At 73.1% G+C, this 19,393-nt stretch carries 18 protein-coding genes; 5 read left to right on the plus strand and 13 right to left on the minus strand.

Translation table 11 applies throughout. From position 1 onward, the window contains the following. Positions 1–99 precede the first annotated feature (99 nt). Together J3S20_RS03155 and J3S20_RS03160 are read left to right on the plus strand one after the other, a co-directional pair. On the plus strand, positions 100–1,071 hold the full coding sequence (locus J3S20_RS03155) for a Bug family tripartite tricarboxylate transporter substrate binding protein (RefSeq protein ID WP_216834528.1): 972 nt from the start codon (positions 100–102) through the stop codon (positions 1,069–1,071). 114 nt (positions 1,072–1,185) lie between these two features. Then, entirely contained in the window at positions 1,186–1,335 is a 150-nt protein-coding gene (locus J3S20_RS03160) for a hypothetical protein (RefSeq protein ID WP_216834529.1), read from the plus strand. On the opposite strand, the gene J3S20_RS03165 is transcribed toward J3S20_RS03160, so the two are convergent. From J3S20_RS03165 to J3S20_RS03200, 8 genes are all read right to left on the minus strand, one after another. Then, the gene (locus J3S20_RS03165; protein ID WP_216834531.1) at positions 1,264–2,001 is read right to left on the minus strand and encodes an ATP-binding cassette domain-containing protein; all 738 of its coding nucleotides are present in this window, start codon (positions 1,999–2,001) and stop codon (positions 1,264–1,266) included. The genes J3S20_RS03160 and J3S20_RS03165 overlap by 72 nt on opposite strands. Continuing rightward, positions 2,001–2,762: an ABC transporter ATP-binding protein gene (locus tag J3S20_RS03170; protein WP_216834534.1), complete on the minus strand. Its 762-nt coding sequence runs from the start codon at positions 2,760–2,762 to the stop codon at positions 2,001–2,003. The genes J3S20_RS03165 and J3S20_RS03170 overlap by 1 nt, the downstream gene beginning before the upstream one ends. Continuing rightward, on the minus strand, positions 2,759–3,439 hold the full coding sequence (locus J3S20_RS03175) for a class I SAM-dependent methyltransferase (protein WP_216834536.1): 681 nt from the start codon (positions 3,437–3,439) through the stop codon (positions 2,759–2,761). Before J3S20_RS03175 ends, J3S20_RS03170 begins: the two co-directional genes overlap by 4 nt. Continuing rightward, positions 3,436–4,239 (minus strand): ABC transporter permease, encoded by an 804-nt coding sequence (locus J3S20_RS03180; protein WP_216834539.1) that lies wholly within the window; start codon positions 4,237–4,239, stop codon positions 3,436–3,438. The genes J3S20_RS03175 and J3S20_RS03180 overlap by 4 nt, the downstream gene beginning before the upstream one ends. Then, entirely contained in the window at positions 4,236–5,144 is a 909-nt protein-coding gene (locus J3S20_RS03185; RefSeq protein ID WP_216834540.1) for an ABC transporter permease subunit, read from the minus strand. The genes J3S20_RS03180 and J3S20_RS03185 overlap by 4 nt, the downstream gene beginning before the upstream one ends. Next, complete coding sequence (locus J3S20_RS03190) at positions 5,141–6,658, minus strand: ABC transporter substrate-binding protein (protein WP_216834542.1); 1,518 nt, start codon at positions 6,656–6,658, stop codon at positions 5,141–5,143. The genes J3S20_RS03185 and J3S20_RS03190 overlap by 4 nt, the downstream gene beginning before the upstream one ends. 65 nt (positions 6,659–6,723) lie before the next feature. After that, the gene (locus tag J3S20_RS03195; protein ID WP_216834543.1) at positions 6,724–7,164 is read right to left on the minus strand and encodes a DUF488 domain-containing protein; all 441 of its coding nucleotides are present in this window, start codon (positions 7,162–7,164) and stop codon (positions 6,724–6,726) included. Between the two features lies 1 nt (position 7,165). Next, entirely contained in the window at positions 7,166–9,475 is a 2,310-nt protein-coding gene (locus J3S20_RS03200; protein ID WP_216834545.1) for an NADP-dependent malic enzyme, read from the minus strand. A 149-nt stretch (positions 9,476–9,624) separates the two neighbouring features. Between J3S20_RS03200 and mutS the strand changes: the two genes are divergently transcribed. The 3 genes from mutS to J3S20_RS03215 all read left to right on the plus strand — a co-directional run bounded on the left by mutS (position 9,625) and on the right by J3S20_RS03215 (position 15,969). After that, positions 9,625–12,357 carry a DNA mismatch repair protein MutS gene (gene mutS, locus J3S20_RS03205; RefSeq protein ID WP_216834547.1) on the plus strand — a complete coding sequence of 911 codons (2,733 nt, stop codon included), beginning with the start codon at positions 9,625–9,627 and terminating at the stop codon, positions 12,355–12,357. A 5-nt stretch (positions 12,358–12,362) separates the two neighbouring features. Next, positions 12,363–15,188, plus strand: coding sequence for a [protein-PII] uridylyltransferase (locus J3S20_RS03210; protein WP_216834549.1), 2,826 nt, complete (start codon positions 12,363–12,365; stop codon positions 15,186–15,188). A gap of 76 nt (positions 15,189–15,264) precedes the next feature. Next, positions 15,265–15,969: a DUF4410 domain-containing protein gene (locus J3S20_RS03215; protein ID WP_216834550.1), complete on the plus strand. Its 705-nt coding sequence runs from the start codon at positions 15,265–15,267 to the stop codon at positions 15,967–15,969. Between the two features lie 12 nt (positions 15,970–15,981). Here the strand turns inward: J3S20_RS03215 and J3S20_RS03220 are convergent, their stop codons facing one another. From J3S20_RS03220 to J3S20_RS03240, 5 genes are read right to left on the minus strand one after another with little or no spacing between them, the layout of a single operon-like run. Next, positions 15,982–16,371: a tautomerase family protein gene (locus J3S20_RS03220; protein ID WP_216834553.1), complete on the minus strand. Its 390-nt coding sequence runs from the start codon at positions 16,369–16,371 to the stop codon at positions 15,982–15,984. Between the two features lie 16 nt (positions 16,372–16,387). After that, on the minus strand, positions 16,388–17,158 hold the full coding sequence (locus J3S20_RS03225; RefSeq protein ID WP_216834555.1) for a (Fe-S)-binding protein: 771 nt from the start codon (positions 17,156–17,158) through the stop codon (positions 16,388–16,390). A gap of 9 nt (positions 17,159–17,167) precedes the next feature. After that, on the minus strand, positions 17,168–17,875 hold the full coding sequence (gene dnaQ / locus J3S20_RS03230) for a DNA polymerase III subunit epsilon (RefSeq protein WP_216835407.1): 708 nt from the start codon (positions 17,873–17,875) through the stop codon (positions 17,168–17,170). Next, positions 17,872–18,459 carry a dephospho-CoA kinase gene (gene coaE, locus J3S20_RS03235; RefSeq protein ID WP_216834556.1) on the minus strand — a complete coding sequence of 196 codons (588 nt, stop codon included), beginning with the start codon at positions 18,457–18,459 and terminating at the stop codon, positions 17,872–17,874. The genes dnaQ and coaE overlap by 4 nt, the downstream gene beginning before the upstream one ends. Continuing rightward, positions 18,456–19,295, minus strand: a complete 840-nt coding sequence (locus J3S20_RS03240; protein ID WP_246602243.1) for a shikimate dehydrogenase — start codon at positions 19,293–19,295, stop codon at positions 18,456–18,458. Before J3S20_RS03240 ends, coaE begins: the two co-directional genes overlap by 4 nt. Between the last annotated feature and the right edge of the window lie 98 nt (positions 19,296–19,393).

Here is a 19,393-nt window from a genome sequence, read left to right on the forward strand (position 1 = left end):
GCCCAGCGGGGGCACATCCGGGGCGCAGCCGGGACGCATGGTTGCTGTTGCGCGGCGCACGCCAAGCCGCATGATGGCGCATCAGGACGGAGACGGGGCATGCTGGGGCGTCGCGAGGTTTTGGCGGGTCTGGGGATTGCGGGGCTGGCCACGGGGGCGCGGGCCCAGGGCGCGGCCTGGCCGGACCGGCCGCTGCGCTGGATCGTCGGCTATCCGCCCGGCGGCGCATCGGATGCCTTCGCCCGGCTGATCGCAGCGCAGATGGGTCCGCGCCTCGGCCAGAACGTGGTGGTGGAGAACCGCCCCGGCGGCGGCGCCGTGCTGGCCAGCGAGATCGTCGCCCGCAGCCCGGCGGATGGCTACACCTGGATGCATGTCGACAACGGCATCCTGGTCTACAACCCGGCGCTCTATGCGCGCCTGCCCTACAACCCGGACCGCGATTTCACCGGCGTCGGCTTCATCGGGCGCTTTCCGCTGTTCATCGTGGTGCGGCCGGATTCCCCTGTGCGGAACTTTGCGGGGCTGGTCGAGGCCTCCAAGTCGCGCGCGCCCACCTATGGCACGCCGGCCGTCGCCTCCCCGCACCACCTGGCGATGGAACTGGTCAAGCGGCGCACCGGGCTGGCGGCGGAGCATGTGCCCTATCGCGGCGGCCCGGCGGCGATGCAGGACCTGCTGGCCGGCAATGTCGATGTGGTGGTGATCGACACCGCCACCGGCACCCCCTTCATCAAGGACAACCGCGTCCGCGCCCTGTGCGTGATGAGCGAGGCGCGCAGCGCCCTGTTCCCGGACGTGCCGACGCTGCGCGAGCTGGGCCATGCGGAGGCGGTGGCCTATGGCTGGCAGGGCATGTCCGTGCCCGCCGGCACGCCCGCCCCGGTGGTGGAGCGCCTGGCGCAGGAGATGGTGCGCGCCATGACCTCCGCGGATATCGCCAAGCGCCTGGCCGATCTCGGCATCGAGTACCAGCCCTGGACGCCGGCGCAATTCGCCGAATTCGTGCAGCGCGAAAATGCCGTCTGGCGGCCGCTGATCCGGGAGCTGGGCATCCGGCTGGACGGCTGACCCGGGGGTCAGGCGGCGGGCGCAACACCGGCTTAATCTTCCCGCGGCATAGTCGGGCCTCGGCCCCGTGCCGCGACGCCAGGAAGGCGAACCCGAACCCGGGAGCCCTTCCGCATGCCCGCATCCCTCGACCTGTCCTTCGCCCCGCTCGGCTTCCGCGCCCGCAGCCCGGTGCGCGATTTCCTGCGCGGGCTACGCCGCTGGCTGACCTACCGGCCGGAGCGGCGCTACCTCGGCGGCACGCGCAAGCCCTCGGCGGGCTGAGCCCAGCACGCCATCGGCCATCGGCAGCACCAGATCCGCATGGGCCAGGGCGCAGCGCTCATGCGTCGCGGCCAGGATGGCGGGGCCGCCGGGGGCGCGGCGGATGTCCTCCAGCAGGCGGCACACTTCCAGCGCCGTCGCGGGGTCCAGCGCCGCGGTCGGCTCGTCCAGCAGCAGGATGCGCGGCGACAGGCAGAGCAGCCGTGCCAACGCCGCGCGCTGCCGCTGGCCGCCGGACAGGCCGGCAGGGTGCCGGTCCAGCGCCGCCGCCGGCACGCCGCAGCGGGCCAGCGCCTCCAGCGCCAGCGCATCCCGCGCCGGGCCATCCGTGCCCAGTCCGTGCAGCGCCAGCGCCGCGCGGAATTGGGGCCGCAGCGCCAGCGCCGGGTTGAAGGCACGCGCCGTGTCCTGCGGCAGCAGCAGCACGCGGCGATGCCAGGCGCGCCGCGCCGCGCCGGGCGGCGGCAGCGGCGCCCCATCCAGCGCGATGGTCCCGGCATCGGCCGCGCGCAGCCCAGCCAGCAGCCGCAGCAGCGTGGACTTGCCGCAGCCGGAGGGGCCGGCCAGCGCCACCCAGGCACCGGGCGCCACCGCCAGGCTGGCCCCATCCACCGCCGGCCGCGCGGCGCCCGGATAGCGCAGCGACAGGTTTTCCGCGCGCAGCATCAGGCCGCCTGGCCCAGCCGCAGCGCCGCCACCAGCTCCTGCGCCGCCTGGGACCTCGGCGCATGGGCGAGGCGCAGCGCCGGCCCTTCCTCGGCGATCGCGCCGTCCTGCAGCACCAGCATCCGGTCACACAGCGTGGTCGCCGCCCGCAAGTCGTGGGTCACCAGCACCAGCGCCATGCCACGCGCCCGGCGGCGCTCCGCCAGCAGGCGCAGCAGCATCGCGCCGGTCGACTCGTCCAGCGCACTGGTCGGCTCATCCGCCACCAGCACGGAAGGCGACTGCGCCAGGCAGCAGGCCAGCGCGGCGCGCTGCCCCTGGCCGCCGGAGAGCCGATGCGGATGGCGCGCGGCGAATTCCGCCGGCAGGCCGACCTCCGCCAAGCAACCCGCCACGGCCGCGGCGTCGGCCCGCTGACCGGCGGCGCGCAATGTCTCCGCCACCTGGGTGCCGATGGTCAGCTGCGGATGCAGCGCCGCGATCGCCTCCTGCGGCAGCCAGGCCACCTGCCGCGCCAGGCCACGCCGCCGCGCCTGGGCCACCGGGGCCGCGCCGCCCGGCCAGGCCAGCTCCCCCGAAAGCCGCGCGCCCGGCACCGGCAGCCCGGCCAGCATGCGGCCGAGCGTGGTCTTGCCGCAGCCGGACCGTCCGACCACCGCGAGCGCCTCGCCCGGCGCCAAGGCCAGCGAAACGCCACGCAGCGCCAGCAGCCCGGGATAAGCGGCGGCCAGGTCGCGCGCCGAGAGGATGGGGTCGGTCACGCCTCGGCGCGGGTCGCGACGACCAGATAGCGCTCATGCTTCGGCGCCTGGGTCCAGAGCGCGGGGTCCATCAGCGGCACCACCTGCGGCGCGGCGAAGCCGGCCTCGATCAGCGGCGCGGCCAGCTGCTCCGCCGGGCGGCCGCCGAACAGCGGCAGCGCGGCATGGATCGAGGCATATTCGTCCCGCGCCTGCATGTCCCACCAGGCCCCCTCCACCAGCGCCACGCGGCCACCCGGGCGCAACAGGTCGCGCCAGGCGCGCAGGGCGCGGGCCGGGTCGGGCAGGGTCCAGAGCACATGCCGCTCCACCACGAGGTCGAAGCTGTTTGCCGGCAGGCCGGGCGCCTCGGCATCCGCCGCCAGGAAGGGCACGTCCAGGCCGCGCGCCGCGGCCTTGGGTCGGGCGATGGCCAGCATCTCCTCGGCCAGGTCGATGCCGGTGGCGCGGTGGCTGGCCTCGGCCAGCAGCAGCGCCAGGAAGCCGGTGCCGCAGCCGACATCCAGCACGTCCAGCGCCGGCGTGGCGGGAGCCAGTTGGGCCATCACCGCCCGCCAGGCGGCATCCTGCGCCGGGTTCAGCAGGCCATGCGTCGGGCCCGCGTCGAAATCCGCCGCGCGGCGGTTCCAATGCGCGATGACCGCGGCCTTGGTGGGCTCGAGGGTGGTGTTGCTCATGATCCGCTCCGTCGGGTGGGATGGGGCATCAGGCCGAGATGGCCGCGCAGGCTGGCGGCCAGGGTGGAGGCCAGCAGCAGGCTGGCGGCGATGGCGCCGGCGGGGGCGGCCAGCAGCCAGGGCGCATCCAGGAACCAGTCCCGCGCCTCCGCCGCCATGCCGCCCCAGGAGGGGGCGGGCGGCGCCGCGCCGAGGCCGAGGAAGGCCAGCGTGGCCAGCAGCACCACCGCCGCGCGGAGTTTGACCAGTCCGAGCCACAACAACGGCCCGGCCAGATTGGGCAGCACCTCCCGCGCCAGGATCGCCGTCGGCCCAAAGCCAATCGCGCGGGCGCCCTCCACAAAAGGCTCGGCCAGCACGCGCCGCGCCTCGCCGCGCAGGATCCAGTGCAGATCAGCCCAGAGCACCAGCGCCACGCACAAAACCTGCGCGCCGGCGCCGCGCCCGGCGAGCGCCAGCACCACCAGAGGCAGCCAGAGCGGCGGGAAGGAGAGCAGCGCCTGCGCCGTGCCGCAGAGGGCGCGCCCGGCCGGGCGGCCATCCAGCCAGGCGGCGGGCAGGGCGGTGGCCAGCGCCAGAGCGAGGCCGGCGCCGAGCCCCGCCAGCGCCAGGCCCAGGCTGCCCGGCGCGGCCGCCAGCAGCCGCGCCGCCACGTCACGGCCCAGCGGATCGGTGCCCAGGGGATGATCCAGGCTGGGCGGCAGCAGCCGGTGCGGCGACAGCGCGAGGGGATCCGGCAACAGCCAGGCAGCCAGCCCCGCGAGCGCCAGCAGCCCCAGCCAGGGCAGGGCCCGGATCACGCGATGCGCGCCGCGGTCGGGCGCGGGTCGAGCGCCGCCTGCGCCGCCTCCGCGACAAAACGGGCGACCAGGAAGCCGGTGCCAGCGGCCAGCATGGCGGCGCGCAGCAGCGGCAGGTCGCCATGCTGCAAGGCCAGCACCGCCAGCCTGCCGAGGCCGGGCAGGGCAAAAACCGTCTCCATCACCAGCGCCCCGCCCAGCAGATAGCCCGCCTGCAGCGCCCCGAAGCGTGCCAGCAGGGCGGAGGCCGGCAGCAGGCGGTAGGCGAGCAGGCGGCGCGTGGCGGAAAGGCCGCGCGCCTCGGCGAAGATGGCAAAGGGCTCGGTCGCGATGGCGCGCAGCCCGTCCTGCAGGATCAGCGCCAGCTTCACCGCCAGCGCGCCGGCCAGCAGCGCCGCCGGCAGCAGCAGCGACCGCAGCCCGGCATAGCCCGCCGCTGGCACCCAGCCGAGGCCGACGGCAAAGACCTCCACCGCCACCACCGCCACCACGAAGCCGGGCACCGCCAGCAGCAGCAGCGGCAGCCGCGCCAGGCGGGCCGGCAGCGCGGCCAGCGCCAGGCCCAGCGCCGCACCGGCCGCGAGGCCGACCGGCCAGGCCAGCAGGGCGAGGCGCAGCGTCACCCCCAGCGCCTCCGCCACCGCTTCGCCCGCCGGGCGGCGGAGCCAGGAGGAGGTGCCGAGATCGCCCCGGAACAGGTCCAGCATCGGCCGCAGCACCCGCTCCAGCCAGGGCGCATCCAGGCCGAGGGCGGCGCGCAGCGCGGCGCTGGCGGCGGCATCGCCTTCCGGTCCGATCTGCCGGCTGACCGGATCGCCCAGCAGATCGGCCGCCAGGCCGAGCACCAGCAGCGCCACCAGCAGCGCCAGCGCGCCGCCGAGCAGGCTGCGCAGGGCGGAGGTCACGCCGCGCGCGGGCGCAGCGCCGCGAAGTCCAGCCTTCCATGCGCGGTGCGCGGCATCTCGACGCCCGCCGCCACGCCATAGGCGGCCTTGGGGAAGGCGAGGAAGCTGGCCGGTGCATCGGCCTTGGCCACCGCCATCAGCGCTTCCGCCGCGCGCAGCCGGGCCGCCGCATCGCCCTCCGCCATATAGGCCGAGAGCAGCGCGGCCATCCGGGCATCCGGCTTGTAGCCCATGCTGCCCTTGAGAAAGCCGTTCTCGGCGTAGAAGGCGGTGAAGGGGCGCACCGCGTCATGCGCGTGGTTGTCGAGCGCGGTCACCACGAACATCCGCCCGCGCTCCTGCGCCGCCAGGCGGCGCGCATCGAAGGCCGCGGCGATGCTTTCGAGCGGGTTGATGCGCACGGCAAAGCCGCCGCGGGCGAGCTGCGCCTGCAGCACCTGGGCGGCCTGGATCTCGGCCGGCGGCGTGTCCAGCTCGACGGCCAGGGGCGTGGTGATCCCGGCCTCCCGCAGCAGGGCGCGGGCGCGGTCCGGATCGTGGTCGGACAGGGGGAAGGCCTCGGTGTAGCCGCCGAAGCCGGTGGGTACGACGCCGGTCGCCACATCGGCAAACGCGCCCCAGGTGGCCTCGGCCAGGGCCTTGCGGTCGATGGCGTGATGCACGGCCAGCCGCACCCGCGCATCGTCGAAGGGCGGGCGGAACCAGAAGGAGAGGTATTGGGTGCGCGCGCCCGGCTGCATCACCAGCCGCGCGCCGCGCGCCACCCGGGCGGCGAGGCCCGGCGGGATATCGCCCGCGATCTGCGCGCCGCCCGACAGAAGATCCGCCACGCGGGTCGAGGCTTCCGGCACCGCGCGCACGGTGATGCGGCCGAAGCCGGGCGCGGGCATCGCCCAATGCGCGCCGGTCGCCTCCAGCTCCACCCGCTCCCCCGGCCGCCAGGCGGCCAGGCGCCAGGGGCCGGAGCCGATCGGGCGGGTGCGGAAGGGCGCATCGGGGGCGGCGAGCTGCGCGGCGGAGAGCACCGGCACCGCGCCCACGATCTGCGGCAGCAGGCCGGTCGGCACCGAGGTGTGCAGCAGCAGCGTGGTGTCGTCCGGCGCCTCCGCCCGCTGCATCGGCTGCACCTGAAGGCGCAGGCCGGAGCGGTTGGCGGGGTCCAGCAGGAAGGCGAAGGTGGCCGCCGCATCCCGCGCCGTCAGCAGGCTGCCGTCATGGAAGCGCGCATCGCCACGGATGGTGAAGCGCCAGGTGGTCGGCGCCACGCGCTCCCAGGCCGTGGCCAGCGCCGGCACCAGATGCCCCTCGGCGTCACGCTCCAGCAGCGGGTCGAAGATCAGGCTGGTGGGGATGGTGAAGTCCAGGCTGCGCATCGGGTCGATCGCCGAGAGGTCGCGGGTCTCGGAGAACTGGCTGACGGTCAGCGTGGCGGGCGCGCCCTGCGCCAGCGGATGGCGGGGCAAGGCCCCGGACGCGGCCAGGGCGAGCAGCAGGGACCGGCGGGACAGATGCATCGAGGGCCTCCAGGGCGGCCCGATGCCCTACTGCACCTGCAACTCAGTCGCAAATGAAAGCGCGGTTAGGTGGAGACCGGCGCCAGGTGGATGACCGGCAGGCCCACCGCCTCCGCCACCAGGGTCCGGTGGCATTGGGCGGGGTCGGCTTCCAGGCAGAGCAGGCAGATGGGCTCCGCCCGCGCCTGGGCGGACAGCGCGGCGAGTGCCGCCTGGCCCTCCGTCCCCGCCAGCTTCGCCCCGAAAATGCGGCGCATCTCCGCCGGGCGGCCGGCGCGCACGGCGGCGCGGCCTTCCGCCGGCGTGCCCAGCGCCGGCACATGCTGGTAGGCGATCCCGGCCTCGGCCAGCGCCGCCGAAAGCGCGCGCTTGGCGAAGCCGGGCTTGCGGCTGTTCGCCAGGGCCCGGACATCGACCAGCGTCACGATGCCCTGGGCCTTGAGGGCGGCGATCAGCCGGTCCGGCGTCGCCTCCTCATAGCCGATGGTGAAGACGCGTTGGGTCATCTCACTTCGGCAGCGCCGCATGGGCGGCGAGGCAGGCAATGTCCAGGATCTGGTTCACCCCCGCCTCCATGCCGACGATCTGCACCGGCGCCGACAGCCCCATCAGCAACGGCCCGATGGTCTGGGCGGAGGTCAGCCGCGGCGCCGCCTTGGTGAGGATATGCGCGGCATGCAGGCCGGGCATCACCAGCACATTGGCCGGGCCGGTCAGGCGGCAGAAGGGATAGAGCGCGGCGCGCAGGCCAGGGTCCAGCGCCACATCGGCGGCCATCTCGCCGTCATACTCGAAATCCACCTGGCGCTGGTCCAGCAGCTTCACCGCATCCCGCACATTGCCCGGGATGCTGCCCTTGGGATCGCCGAAGGTGGAGAAGGCGAGGAAGGCGACGCGCGGCTCATGCCCCAGCCGGCGCGCGGCGGCCGCGGCCCGCGTCGCGATCTCCGCCAGCGTCGCCGCATCCGGGCGCTCATGGATCGCGGTATCGGCCACCAGCACGGTGCCGGACCGGCGCGCCAGCATCAGCGTCAGGCCGAACAGCACCGTGCCCGGCGCCGGGTCGATCGCCGTCAGCACGCCTTCCAGCGTCGCCGCATAGCTGCGCGTCGCGCCGGTGACCATCGCATCCGCATCGCCGGCGGCCACCATGCAGGCGGCAAACACGTTGCGATCCAGGTTCACCAGCCGCTGGCAGTCGCGCTGCAGGAAGCCCTCGCGCTGCTTCTTGGCATAGAGCCATTCGGCATAGGCGGTGTTGCGGTCCGACAGCCGCGCATTGTGGATCTCGATCCCCTCCGGCATGGCGATGCCGAGGCCAGCCACCACCGCATTCACCCGATCCTCCCGCCCCACCAGTATGGGCGTGCCGTAGCCGGCATTGCGGAAGGCGATGGCGGCGCGGATCACGCGCTCCTCCTCGCCTTCGGCGAAGACCACGCGGCGCGGGTTCGCCTGCACGCGCTCCGCGATCGCCTCCATCGCATGGGCGGTGGAATCGAGGCGCCCGGCCAGGTCGCGCGCATAGCGATGCAGGTCCATGATCGGCTTGCGCGCGACGCCGCTTTCCATCGCCGCCTTGGCGACGGCGGGCGGGATGCGGCTGATCAGGCGCGGGTCGAAGGCGTTCGGGATGATGTAGTCCGGCCCGAAGCGCAGGGACTTGCCGGCGCCGGCGCCCGCCACCTCCTCCGGCACATGTTCGCGCGCCAGCAGCGCCAGGGCATGGGCGGCGGCCACCTTCATCGGGTCGTTGATCGTGCTGGCCCGCACATCCAGCGCGCCCCGGAAGATGAAGGGAAAGCCGAGGACGTTGTTCACCTGGTTCGGATAGTCGCTGCGCCCGGTGGCGATGATGCAGTCCGGCCGCACCGCCCGCGCCTCATCCGGCGTGATTTCGGGGTCGGGGTTCGCCATGGCGAAGATGATCGGGTGGGCTGCCATGCTGCGCACCATTTCGGGCGTCACCGCGCCCTTCACGGACAGGCCCATGAAGCAGTCGGCACCCTCCATCGCCTGGGCCAGGGTGCGGCAATTCGTGTCGGCGGCATGCGCCGACTTCCACTGGTTCATGCCCTCCGTCCGGCCGCGATAGATGACGCCCTTGGTATCGGCCAGGATCACATGCTGCGGGTGGATGCCCATGGCCTTCACCAGCTCGGCACAGGCCACCGCCGCCGCACCGGCGCCGTTGATCACCAGCTTGACGGATTTCAGGTCGCGGCCTGTCAGGTGGCAGGCATTGATCAGCCCGGCGGCGGCGACAATCGCCGTGCCGTGCTGGTCGTCATGGAAGACGGGAATGTCCATCAGCTCGCGCAGCCGCTGCTCGATGACGAAGCATTCCGGCGCCTTGATGTCCTCCAGGTTGATGCCGCCGAAGGACGGGCCGAGGTAGCGCACCGAATTGACGAAGGCGTCCACATCCTCCGTGTCCAGGCAGAGGTCGATGGAATCGACATCGGCGAAGCGCTTGAACAGCGCGGCCTTGCCCTCCATCACCGGCTTGCTGGCCAGCGCGCCGAGATTGCCCAGCCCCAGCACCGCCGTGCCGTTGCTGATGACGGCGACGAAATTGCCCTTGCTGGTATAGTCGTAGGCTAGCGCCGGGTTCTTGTGGATCTGCAGGCAGGGCGCCGCCACGCCCGGGCTGTAGGCGAGCGAGAGGTCGCGCGCGGTGGTCAGCGGCTTGGTCAGCCGGATCTCCAGCTTGCCCGGCCGGCCCTCGGCATGCATCGCCAGCGCTTCCTGGTCGGTGATGCGGGCGGTGCGGGTATCGGCCAGCGCCTCGCCCGGCTGCTTGCGCGCGTCGTCCATGGTCCGTGTCTTCCCCAACTCACGTTGCCCCTTCATCGCAGCCCGGCGCAGGCCTGGGAAGACAGCCGCTTCGCAGCTGCGTTGCCCGCCTTTCGGCGGCTAAGCGCAAGGCCCTTCGCAGCCGCGGCGCGGCGGTCTATCGAGGACCGGTGAGCGATCCCGCCAACCTCCCGCCCGCCGAAGGCGCCACTCCGGCCCTGTCGCAATGGTTCGCTGCGAAAGCCGCGCATCCGGATGCGCTGGTCTTCTTCCGCATGGGCGACTTCTTCGAAATGTTCTTCGGCGATGCCGAGACGGCCTCCGCCGCGCTCGACATCGCCCTGTCCTTCCGCGGCGAGCATCGCGGCCAGCCGGTGCCGATGTGCGGCGTGCCGGTGCATGCCTGGGAGGCCTATCTGGCGCGGCTGATCCGCCAGGGCCACCGCGTCGCGATCTGCGACCAGATGGAAACGCCGGAGGAGGCGAAAAAGCGGAAGGCCCCCACCATCCGGCGCGAGGTGGTGCGCGTGGTGACGCCGGCCACGGTGACGGAGGACGGGCTGCTCGACGCCGCCCGCCCCGCCTGGCTGCTGGCGCTGGCCGAGACCGACGGGGACCTGGCCGCCGCCTGGGTCGATGTCTCGACCGGCGCCTTCGAGACCATGGGTCTGGCCCGCGCCGAGCTCGGCGCCCTGCTGGCGCGGATCGAGCCGGTGGAGGCCTGCGCGCCGCGCGAGCTGGCGGAGCTGCCGGACCTCGCCCAGCGCCTGCCCGGCCGCATCGCCGAACGCGCCCCGCCGCGCGATCCGGCCCGCCTGCTGCGGGAGGCCTTTGGCGTCGCCACGCTGGACGGCTTCGGTCGCTTCTCCCCCGCCGAACTTTCGGCGGCGGCGCTGGCCCTGTCCTATGTCCGCGAAACCCAGGCCGGCGCCCTGCCGCGGCTGGACCCGCCCCGCCCGCAGGCCGGCGCCGCCGGCACGCTGGCGCTGGATGCCGCGACGCGGCGCAGCCTGGAAATTTTACGGGATCAGCGCGGCGGGACCGAGGCCACGCTGTTTGCCGCCGTCGATCGCACGCTGACCGCGGCCGGCGCCCGCGAACTCGCCGCCCGCCTGTCCGCGCCCCTGGCCGAGGCCGAGGCCGTTTCCGCTCGGCATGATGCGGTGGCCTTCCTGCTGGGCGCGGAAGCCACACGCATGGCCCTGCGCGGCACGCTGAAGGGCGCCCCCGACATGGCCCGGGCGCTCGGCCGCCTGGCGCTGGACCGCTTCTTCCCGCGCGATCTTTCCGCACTCGCCAGCGGTTTTGCGCGCGCCGAGCAGGCCGCCGAGGCGCTGGACGCCGCCCCCATCCCGCCCCCGCCGCTGATCACCGAGGCGCGCGCCGCCCTGCGCCTGGACCCGACGCTCGCCGCCGAATACGGCCGCGCGCTGAACGCCGAAAAAATGCCGGCGCGGCTGGAAGATGGCGGGGTGATCGCCGCCGGCTATGACGGGGAGCTGGACGCGCTGCGCCGCCTGCGCGATGGGGCGCGGGAGGCGGTGGCGGCGCTGCAGATGGACCTCGCCCAGGCCTGGGGCGTCGCCAGCCTGAAGATTCGCCACCACCAGCAATTCGGCTTTCTGGCAGAACTCCCCGCCGTCGCCGGCCAGAAGCTGGTGCAATCCCCGCCGGTCGCCGCCGGCCAGCCGATGGCGCCCATCCTGCGCCAGACCATGGCGAACGCCATGCGCTTCACCTGCACCGCGCTCGCCGAGCTGGACCGCAAGGTGGCGGAGGCCGGGGAGCGTGCCGCGCAACGCGAACGCGCCTGCATCGCCCATCTGAAACGCCTAGCCTTGGCCGCCGGCAGCGCCATTTCGGACGCCGCCCGGGCGCTCGCGGAACTCGACCTGCACGCCGCCAGCGCGCAGCTCGCCACCGAAGGCGGCTGGTGCCGGCCGGAACTCACCGAGCGCGCGGAATTCTGCATCACCGCCGGCCGCCATCCGGTGGTGGAAGCCGTCCAGAAACGCGCACGCGGCCCGGCCTTCGTGCCGAATGACTGCGACCTGTCGCCGGGCCGCCGCCTGTGCCTGCTGACCGGCCCGAACATGGCGGGCAAGTCCACCTGGCTGCGGCAGAATGCGCTGATGGTGGTGCTGGCCCAGGCGGGCCTTTTCGTGCCCGCCACCGCCGCCCGCATGGGCCTGGTGGACCGGCTGTTCTCCCGCGTCGGCGGCGGTGACGACATCGCCGGCGGGCGATCGACCTTCATGGTGGAAATGGCCGAGACCGCCGCCATCCTCAACCAGGCCACCGCCCGGTCCCTGGTCGTGCTCGACGAGGTCGGCCGCGGCACCGCCACCTGGGATGGCCTCGCCATCGCCTGGGCGGTGCTGGAGGCGCTGCACGACCGCATCCGCTGCCGCGCCATCTTCGCCAGCCATTTTCATGAACTGACCGCCCTGGCTGGTCGCCTGCCCGAAGTGCAGCTCGCCCGCATGCAGGTGCGGGAATGGCGGGGGGAGGTGGTGTTCCAGCACCTGGTCGGCCCCGGCGCCTCCGAACGCTCCTGGGGCGTGCATGTGGCCCGCCTGGCCGGCGTGCCGCGCCCAGTCCTGAAACGCGCGGCCGAAGTGCTGGCGGCGCTGGAGGCCCGCGCGCGGGCCGGCGGCCCGGATACGCTGGCGGACGAACTGCCGCTTTTCGCCGCTCGCCCTTCCTCTGGCCCCACCGCCCCGCAGACCCCGCTGCACGCGGAACTTGCCGCACTGGACCCCGATGCGCTTTCCCCGCGAGAGGCGCAGGACGCGCTCTACCGGCTGAAGGCTCTGGCGGAGCAGATGAATGATTCGGCTGCGGAAGTTATCGCAGCGCAACACGAGAAGACTGTCGCTGGCGCGGGTGACACGGTAGTGTGACAGGAATGACCGTCAGCCTCGGCCAACCGCCCACCCCAGCGGCTGCTCTTGCCCTCCCGGCCGAACCGCCCGAGGTCCTGCCGGATCTCATCGCGGGACTGGTCGATGGCCGGCCGGTTGCGCGCGACATCGCGCTCGGCCTGCTACGCCGCCAGCTCGGCCGCATCCAGGGCCGGGTGCAGCGGGCCTTCGAGGCGCATGACCTCTCCGGCCTCGGCGCCGCACGCTGGCTGGCCGCACTGACCGACGGCATCGTCGCCGCGATCCACAGCTATACCCTGGCCGCTTGCGCCGATCCGGCGATCAGCCCGGGCGCCGAGGCCGCGGCGGAACCGCCCGTCGCACCGGCGGCGGAGCCGCCCTTCGCCCTGATCGCCACCGGCGGCTATGGCCGCGGCGTCCTCGCCCCCTATTCCGATATCGACCTGCTCTTCCTGTCGGAGAAGCCGCTCGGGCCGCAGGGGCGGCGGTCGGTCGAATTCCTGCTGTATCTGCTCTGGGACCTCGGGCTGAAGGTGGGGCATGCCACCCGCACGGTCGCGGAGTGCATCGAGGATTCCCGCGGCGACGTCACCATCCAGACCGCGCTGATCGATGCCCGCTTCCTGGCTGGCGAGCGTGCGATCTTCGAGCGCTTCGACACCGCCTTCCTCGCCGCCCGCAAGGCCAGCGGCCTGGCGCCCTTCCTGGCGGCGAAGCGCGCGGAACGCCAGGCGCGGCACGCCCGCTACGGCGAAAGCCCCTTCCTGGTGGAACCCCATGTGAAGGAAGGCCGCGGCGGGCTGCGCGACCTGCAAACGCTCTACTGGCTCGCACGCCATGCCTTCGGCGTGCAGCGCATGCCGGAACTGGTCGGCGCGGACAGCCCCGGCGGCGGGCTGCTGACCCCGCAGGAAGCCCGCGCCATCCGCCGCGCCTGGAACTTCTTGTGGACCGTCCGCTTTCACCTTCACTACGTGACCGGCCGAGCGGAAGAACGCCTGACCTTCGACCTGCAGCCCGTCGTCGGTGCCCGGATGGGATACACACGACATGGTGTTCAGGACGGCGTCGAGCGCTTCATGAAGCACCTGTTCCTGACAGCCCGGGACGTGGTGCGCCTGACCCGGCTGCTGGAACCCGCGCTGGAACGCGCGGCGCTTGGGCCCCCCGCCGTGCTGCCCGCCGGCGATGCCGCGCTCTCCCAGGCCGGCATGGCGCTGGCAGACGGGAAAGTGCTGTTCGCGCCGGACCGGAACATCGCCGCCGACCCCGCCATCATGCTGCGCCTGGTGCGCGCCGCGCGGGACCGGAACCTGGAAATCCACCCGCTGGCGCATCGCGCGCTGATCCGCAATGCGCGCTACGCCCAGCAGCTGCGCGACGACCTGCCCGCCAATGCGCTGTTCCTCGACCTGCTGACCGGCCGCGACCCGGCGCGCTTCATGCGCGTGCTGAACGAGGTGGGCTTCCTGTCCCGCTTCATGCCGGACTGGGCCCGCATCGTCGGCCTGATGCAGTTCGACACCTACCACGTCTTCACCGTGGAGGAGCACACGATCGAGGCGATCGGCGTGCTGGCCGCCCTGGAACGCGGCGAGCTGGGAGAGGTCGCGCCGGTCGCCTCCGAGCTCATCGGCCAGATCCAGTCGCGCCGCGCGCTGTACGTCTCCGTCCTGCTGCATGACATCGCCAAGGGCCGCGGCGGCGACCATTCGGAAATGGGCGCGCAGATCGCGCTGGAGATCTGTCCCAAGCTCGGCCTGTCGCCGGAGGAGACGGAGACCGTCTCCTGGCTGGTGCTGAACCACCTGCTGATCAGCCAGACCGCCTTCAAGCGCGACATCGACGACCCCAAGACCATCCTCGACATCGCCGAGACCGTCCAGTCCCCCGAACGCCTGCGGCTGCTGCTGGTGATGACCGTCGCCGATATGCGCGCCGTGGGCCCGAAGGTCTGGAACGGCTGGAAGGCGACGCTGCTGCGCGAACTGTATTGGCGCGTGGCGGAAGTGCTGGCCGGCGGGCTTTCCGTGCCGGAGCGCGACACCCGCGTGGCCCGGGCGCGGGCCGCCGCCGCGGCGCTGCTGACGCACCAGACCAAGGCGGAGACCGACCTGTTCCTCGGCCTCGGCTATCCCGGCTACTGGCTGTCCTTCGATCCCGAGACGCATGCCCGCCACGCCGAGATGATCCGCGAGGCCGAGGCCGACAACGCCCCGCTGACGGTCCGCACCCGCGTGATCGAGGCGCGCTCCGTCACCGAGGTCACCGTCTACTGCTCCGACCACCCCGGCCTGTTCAGCCGCATCGCCGGCGCGCTGGCGGTGGCCGGCGCCAGCATCGTCGATGCGCGCATCCACACCATGACCAATGGCATGGCGCTCGATACCTTCTGGGTACAGGACGCTGCCGGCGGTGCCTTCGACGCGCCGCATCGCCTGGCGCGGCTGGCCGTGCTGATCGAGCAGTCGCTGTCCGGCCGCCTGCGGCTGGAGGAGGAAATCGCCAAGGTGCGTCGCGAACCGGCCCGGCTGCGCGCCGTGACCATCCCGCCCCGCGTCGTGCTGGACAACCATGCGTCGAACACCCACACGGTGATCGAGGTGAATGGCCGCGACCGGCCCGGCCTGCTGCATGCGGTGACGGCGGCGATCAGCGGCCAGGGCCTGCAGATCGCCAGCGCCCATATCACCACCTATGGCGTGCGGGCGGTGGACGTCTTCTACGTGAAGGATGTCTTCGGGCTGAAGGTGGAGAATGAGCGCAAACTGGCGGCGCTGCGCAGCGCCCTGCTGGTGGCGCTCGGCGCGCCGGACATTCCCGGCGACGGGGCCGTGCGGATCGTCTGACCGGCCGCGGCCGGCGACATAACAGTTCCTTTATCGGAATGGGTGCAGCAAGCTTCCTGCCGCAAGGAGGTTTCGCATGTTCCGCCCCATTCCCGCTCTGCTCGCCTTGCTGCTGCTGGGCGCCTGCGCCCAGGCCACGGTCGCCCCGCTGGCCCCTGCCACACCCGGCCTTCCCGCCGCGGACCGCCTGCCGGCGCCGGCGCAGATCGTGGTGGAGCGCTTTGCGCTGGACCCGCGCCAGGTGACGCTGGATGCCGCGCCGCTGCTGCGGGCGCAGCGCGCCATGAACGGTAACGACGCCGCTGCCCGCCGCGCGGCGGCGGAGGAAGCCATCGCCGGCTTCCAGACCGCCCTGGTGGCCGCGCTGCGCGAGCGCGGTTTCACCGCCGCCCCCGCCGCCGAGGCCGGCGCGGCCACGGCCGCGACGCCCCGCCTACTGGTGCAGGGCCGCTTCACCGCGCTGGAGGAAGGCAACCGCGCGCGGCGCACCGTCATCGGCTTCGGCCTGGGCGCCAGCCGGGTCGCCGGCCATGCCGTGCTGGCCTTCCAGGACGTGGCCGGGGCCGCACCGCGGGAGGTGGACAGCTTCGCGCTGGATGCCGATAGCGGCCGCATGCCCGGCGGCGTGATCGGCGCCGGGCGGGGCGCCGGCATGGTGGTGGCCGGCACCGCGATCCGCGGCGCCATGGGCGAGGCCCGCGGCCCGCAGGAAATCGGCGCCCTGGCCCGCGGCACCGCGGACCGGATTGTGGCTTATGCGACGGCGCAGGGGTGGCGCTGAGTCGGCCCCGCCTCAGACCTCCACCTTGTAGTCCAGCCCGATCTCATCCCCCGGCAGGCCGCGAATGCCCCAGGCGCTGCGCGGGCTCTCCTGAAGCGTGATCTCGATGTCCTGGGGCGTGATGCCGGTGGCCTCCGGGATGCGCGCGAAGAGGCCGCGGATCAGGGCCTTCTTCGCCTCGGGCGAGCGGCCTTCGAACAGGCTGATCTCGATGATGATGTAGTGTGCGCTGCGGTCGGGCGGGTGGATGAAGTCCTCGGCGTCGAGGCCGATGAAGCGGTGGAAGCGTTTCTCCGCCGGATAGGCCAGGGCCTGCATGACCGCGGCATGGATCGCATCCGAGAGGGCGGTCCGCAGCGGGGCCAGGGTGGCGCGGCGACCGTAGATCTTGACCTGCGCCATGCCGGCCCGCCGCGCCTCAGCCCTTCGCCATCCCGATCGGCGCGACCTCCTCGGTCACCCCGGCGAGCACCTCCGCCACATGCCGCACCTGAACGGCAGAACCTTCGCGGCCCAGCCGGCCCGCCATGTTCAGCAGGCAGCCCAGGTCGCCGGCCAGCAGCGTGTCGGCGCCAGTCGCGGCGATGTCCTTGGTCTTGTCGGAGACCATGCGCGTCGAGATGTCCGGGTACTTCACGCAGAAGGTCCCGCCAAAGCCGCAGCACAGCTCGCTGTCGCCCATTTCCTTCAGCGCCAAGCCGGCGACCGAGCCCAGCAGCTTGCGCGGCTGCGCCTTCACGCCGAGCTCCCGCAGGCCGGAACAGCTGTCGTGATAGGTGGCGATGCCGTCGAACTTCGCCGCTACCTGCGTCATGCCGCGCACATCCACCAGGAAGGAGACCAGCTCGTGCGTCTTGGCGGCCAGCGCCTCCGCCTTGCCGCGGTAGTGCGGGTCGTCGGCAAACAGGCCCGGGAAGTGGTGGCTGATCATCCCGGCGCAGGAGCCTGACGGCGCGACGGTGTAGTCGTAGGCCAGAAATTCATCGACCACGGCGCGGGCCAGCTCGGTGGCCGTGGCGCGGTCGCCGGAATTGTAGGCGGGCTGGCCGCAGCAGGTCTGCGCCTGCGGCACCACCACCTGGCAGCCTGCCTCCTCCAGCAGCTTGATGGCGGCGAAGCCGACCGAAGGGCGATACAGGTCCACCAGGCAGGTGACGAAGAGCGCGACGCGGGGGCGGGGCGAGGTCATCGGGCCACCTTATGACAGGGACGGCGCCTCGGACAGGCTGATCCAGAGCGGGTCCTTCAGCTTCTTCGCGACGAAGGCCGCATGCGCTTCCAGCTCCGCCTCGCTCGGCACGATCGGCCGCGGCGTGCGGGCCACCGGCGCCACCACGATGCTGCCGGGGGCCGCGGGCCGGGCGGCGCGGGCGGCCAGCTCGAAGCCCGGCTGCTTGCCGCCCATCAGCTCGAGATAGACCTCGGCCAGCAGCTTCACGTCGAGCAGCGCATTGTGCGCCGTGCGCATGGAGTTATCGACGCCGAGGCGCCGGCAGAGGCTGTCCAGGCTGTTCGGCAGGCCGGGATAGCGCCGCTTGGCCACCGCCAGGCTGTCCACCATCCGCGCGCGATCCAGCCGCGGCCGGCCGGCGCGCACCAGCTCGGCATCCAGGAAGCCGAAGTCGAAGGGCGCGTTATGGGCGATGATCTCGCTATCGCCCAGGAAATCCAGCAGCTTGCCGGCGATGTCGCGGAACAGCGGCTTGCCGCGTAGCATCTCGGCCGTCATGCCGTGCACCCGCGTCGCTTCCTCCGGCACGTCGCGCTCCGGGTCCACCAGCTCGTGGAAGGTCGCGCCGGTCGGCATGAAGTTGAAGATCTCGATGGCCGCCACCTCGATCACCCGGTCGCCGGAGGCGGGGTCGAGGCCGGTGGTTTCGGTATCCAGCACGATCTGGCGCATCAGCGGCGCATCCTTCCAACCAGTTCGCGGATCTGCCGCTGGGCATGGTGCCGGGACTGGCCGGTCTGCACCACCGCATCCGCCCGCCGCCGCTTTTTCGCATCCGGCATCTGACGGGCGAGGATGGCGGCCAGGCGCTCCGGCGTCATGCCGCGCCGGCGCAGCACCCGGGCGCGCTGCACGGCGGCGGGGGCGGAGACCACCAGCACGAAATCCACCCGGGCCTGGCCGCCGGTCTCCAGCAGCAGGGGGATGTCGAGCACGGCCAGCCGCGCGCCCCGCCGGCGGCAGGCCGCCAGGAAGGCACGTTCGGCGCGGCGCACCAGGGGGTGCATGATGCCTTCCAGCCGCTTCAGGGCCGCGGGATCGCCCAGCACGCGGGCGCGCAGCGCCTCCCGGTTCACCCGGCCCTCCGCCGTGGTGCCGGGAAAGGCGGCCTCCACCGGCACCACGGCCGCGCCGCCGCGGGCCTGCAGCGCATGCACCGCCGCATCGGCGTCGAAGACCGGCACGCCCAGCCGGCGGAAGGTATTCGCCGCCGTCGACTTGCCCATGCCGATGCTGCCGGTCAGGCCGATGACCTTCATGGCATCAGGTCGGCCGCAACGAAGGCGCGCAGCGCCGCATCCACGCGCGGCTCCACCCCGAACCAGCCGGCGAAGCCGGGCCGCGCCTGGTGCAGCAGCATGCCGAGCCCATCCACCGCCTGCAGCCCGCGCGCCCGCGCGGCCGCCAGCAGCGGCGTTTCCAGCGGCACATAGACCAGGTCCGCCACCACCGCCGTGGCGGGCAGCGGCGCCAGGTCGAGCACCAGCGGCGGCTGGCCCTCCATGCCCAGCGAGGTGCCGTTCACCAGCAGGGCGGCGTCTTCCAGGCGCGGCCGGTCCGTCACCTCGATCGGCCCGCCGAGATCCCGGGCCAGGGCCTCCGCCCGCACCGCGGTGCGATTGGCCAGCACCAGCCGCGGGCAGCCGGCATCGAGCAGCGCCGCGGCGACCGACCGGACCGCCCCGCCGGCGCCGAGGATCACCGCTGGCCCATCCCCCGCCTGCCAGCCCGGCGCCTGCTCCCGCACCGATTCGAGGAAGCCGTAGCCATCGGTGCTGGTGCCTTCGATCCGGCCATTTTCGCGGAAAAACAGCGTGTTGACCGACCCCGCCCGCTGCGCCGCGTCATCCACCGCATCACACAAGGCAAAGGCGGCCTCCTTGTGCGGGATGGTCACATTGGCCCCGGCGAAGCCGAGCTGGACCAGGGCGCGGACGGCCTCCGGAAAATGCACGGGGGCGACCGGCAGAGGCAGGTAGGCGCCGTCGATGCCGTAGCGCTCCAGCCAGAAGCCGTGCAGGCGCGGGGAACGTGAATGCGCCACCGGCCAGCCCAGCACACCGGCCTTGCGGGCCTTTCCGGAGAGGATGTTCATTCCGCTGAAGTGCCCCGCCGCCACCGCGCCGGTCAATGGCGGCGGCCCCCTCTTTCAACCGGCGGCCGGCAGTGCCACAGGAGGGGCCACAACGGAGA

Origin of the sequence: Falsiroseomonas tokyonensis (assembly GCF_019024325.1) — a bacterium.
Classification (GTDB): Bacteria; Pseudomonadota; Alphaproteobacteria; order Acetobacterales; family Acetobacteraceae; genus Falsiroseomonas; species Falsiroseomonas tokyonensis.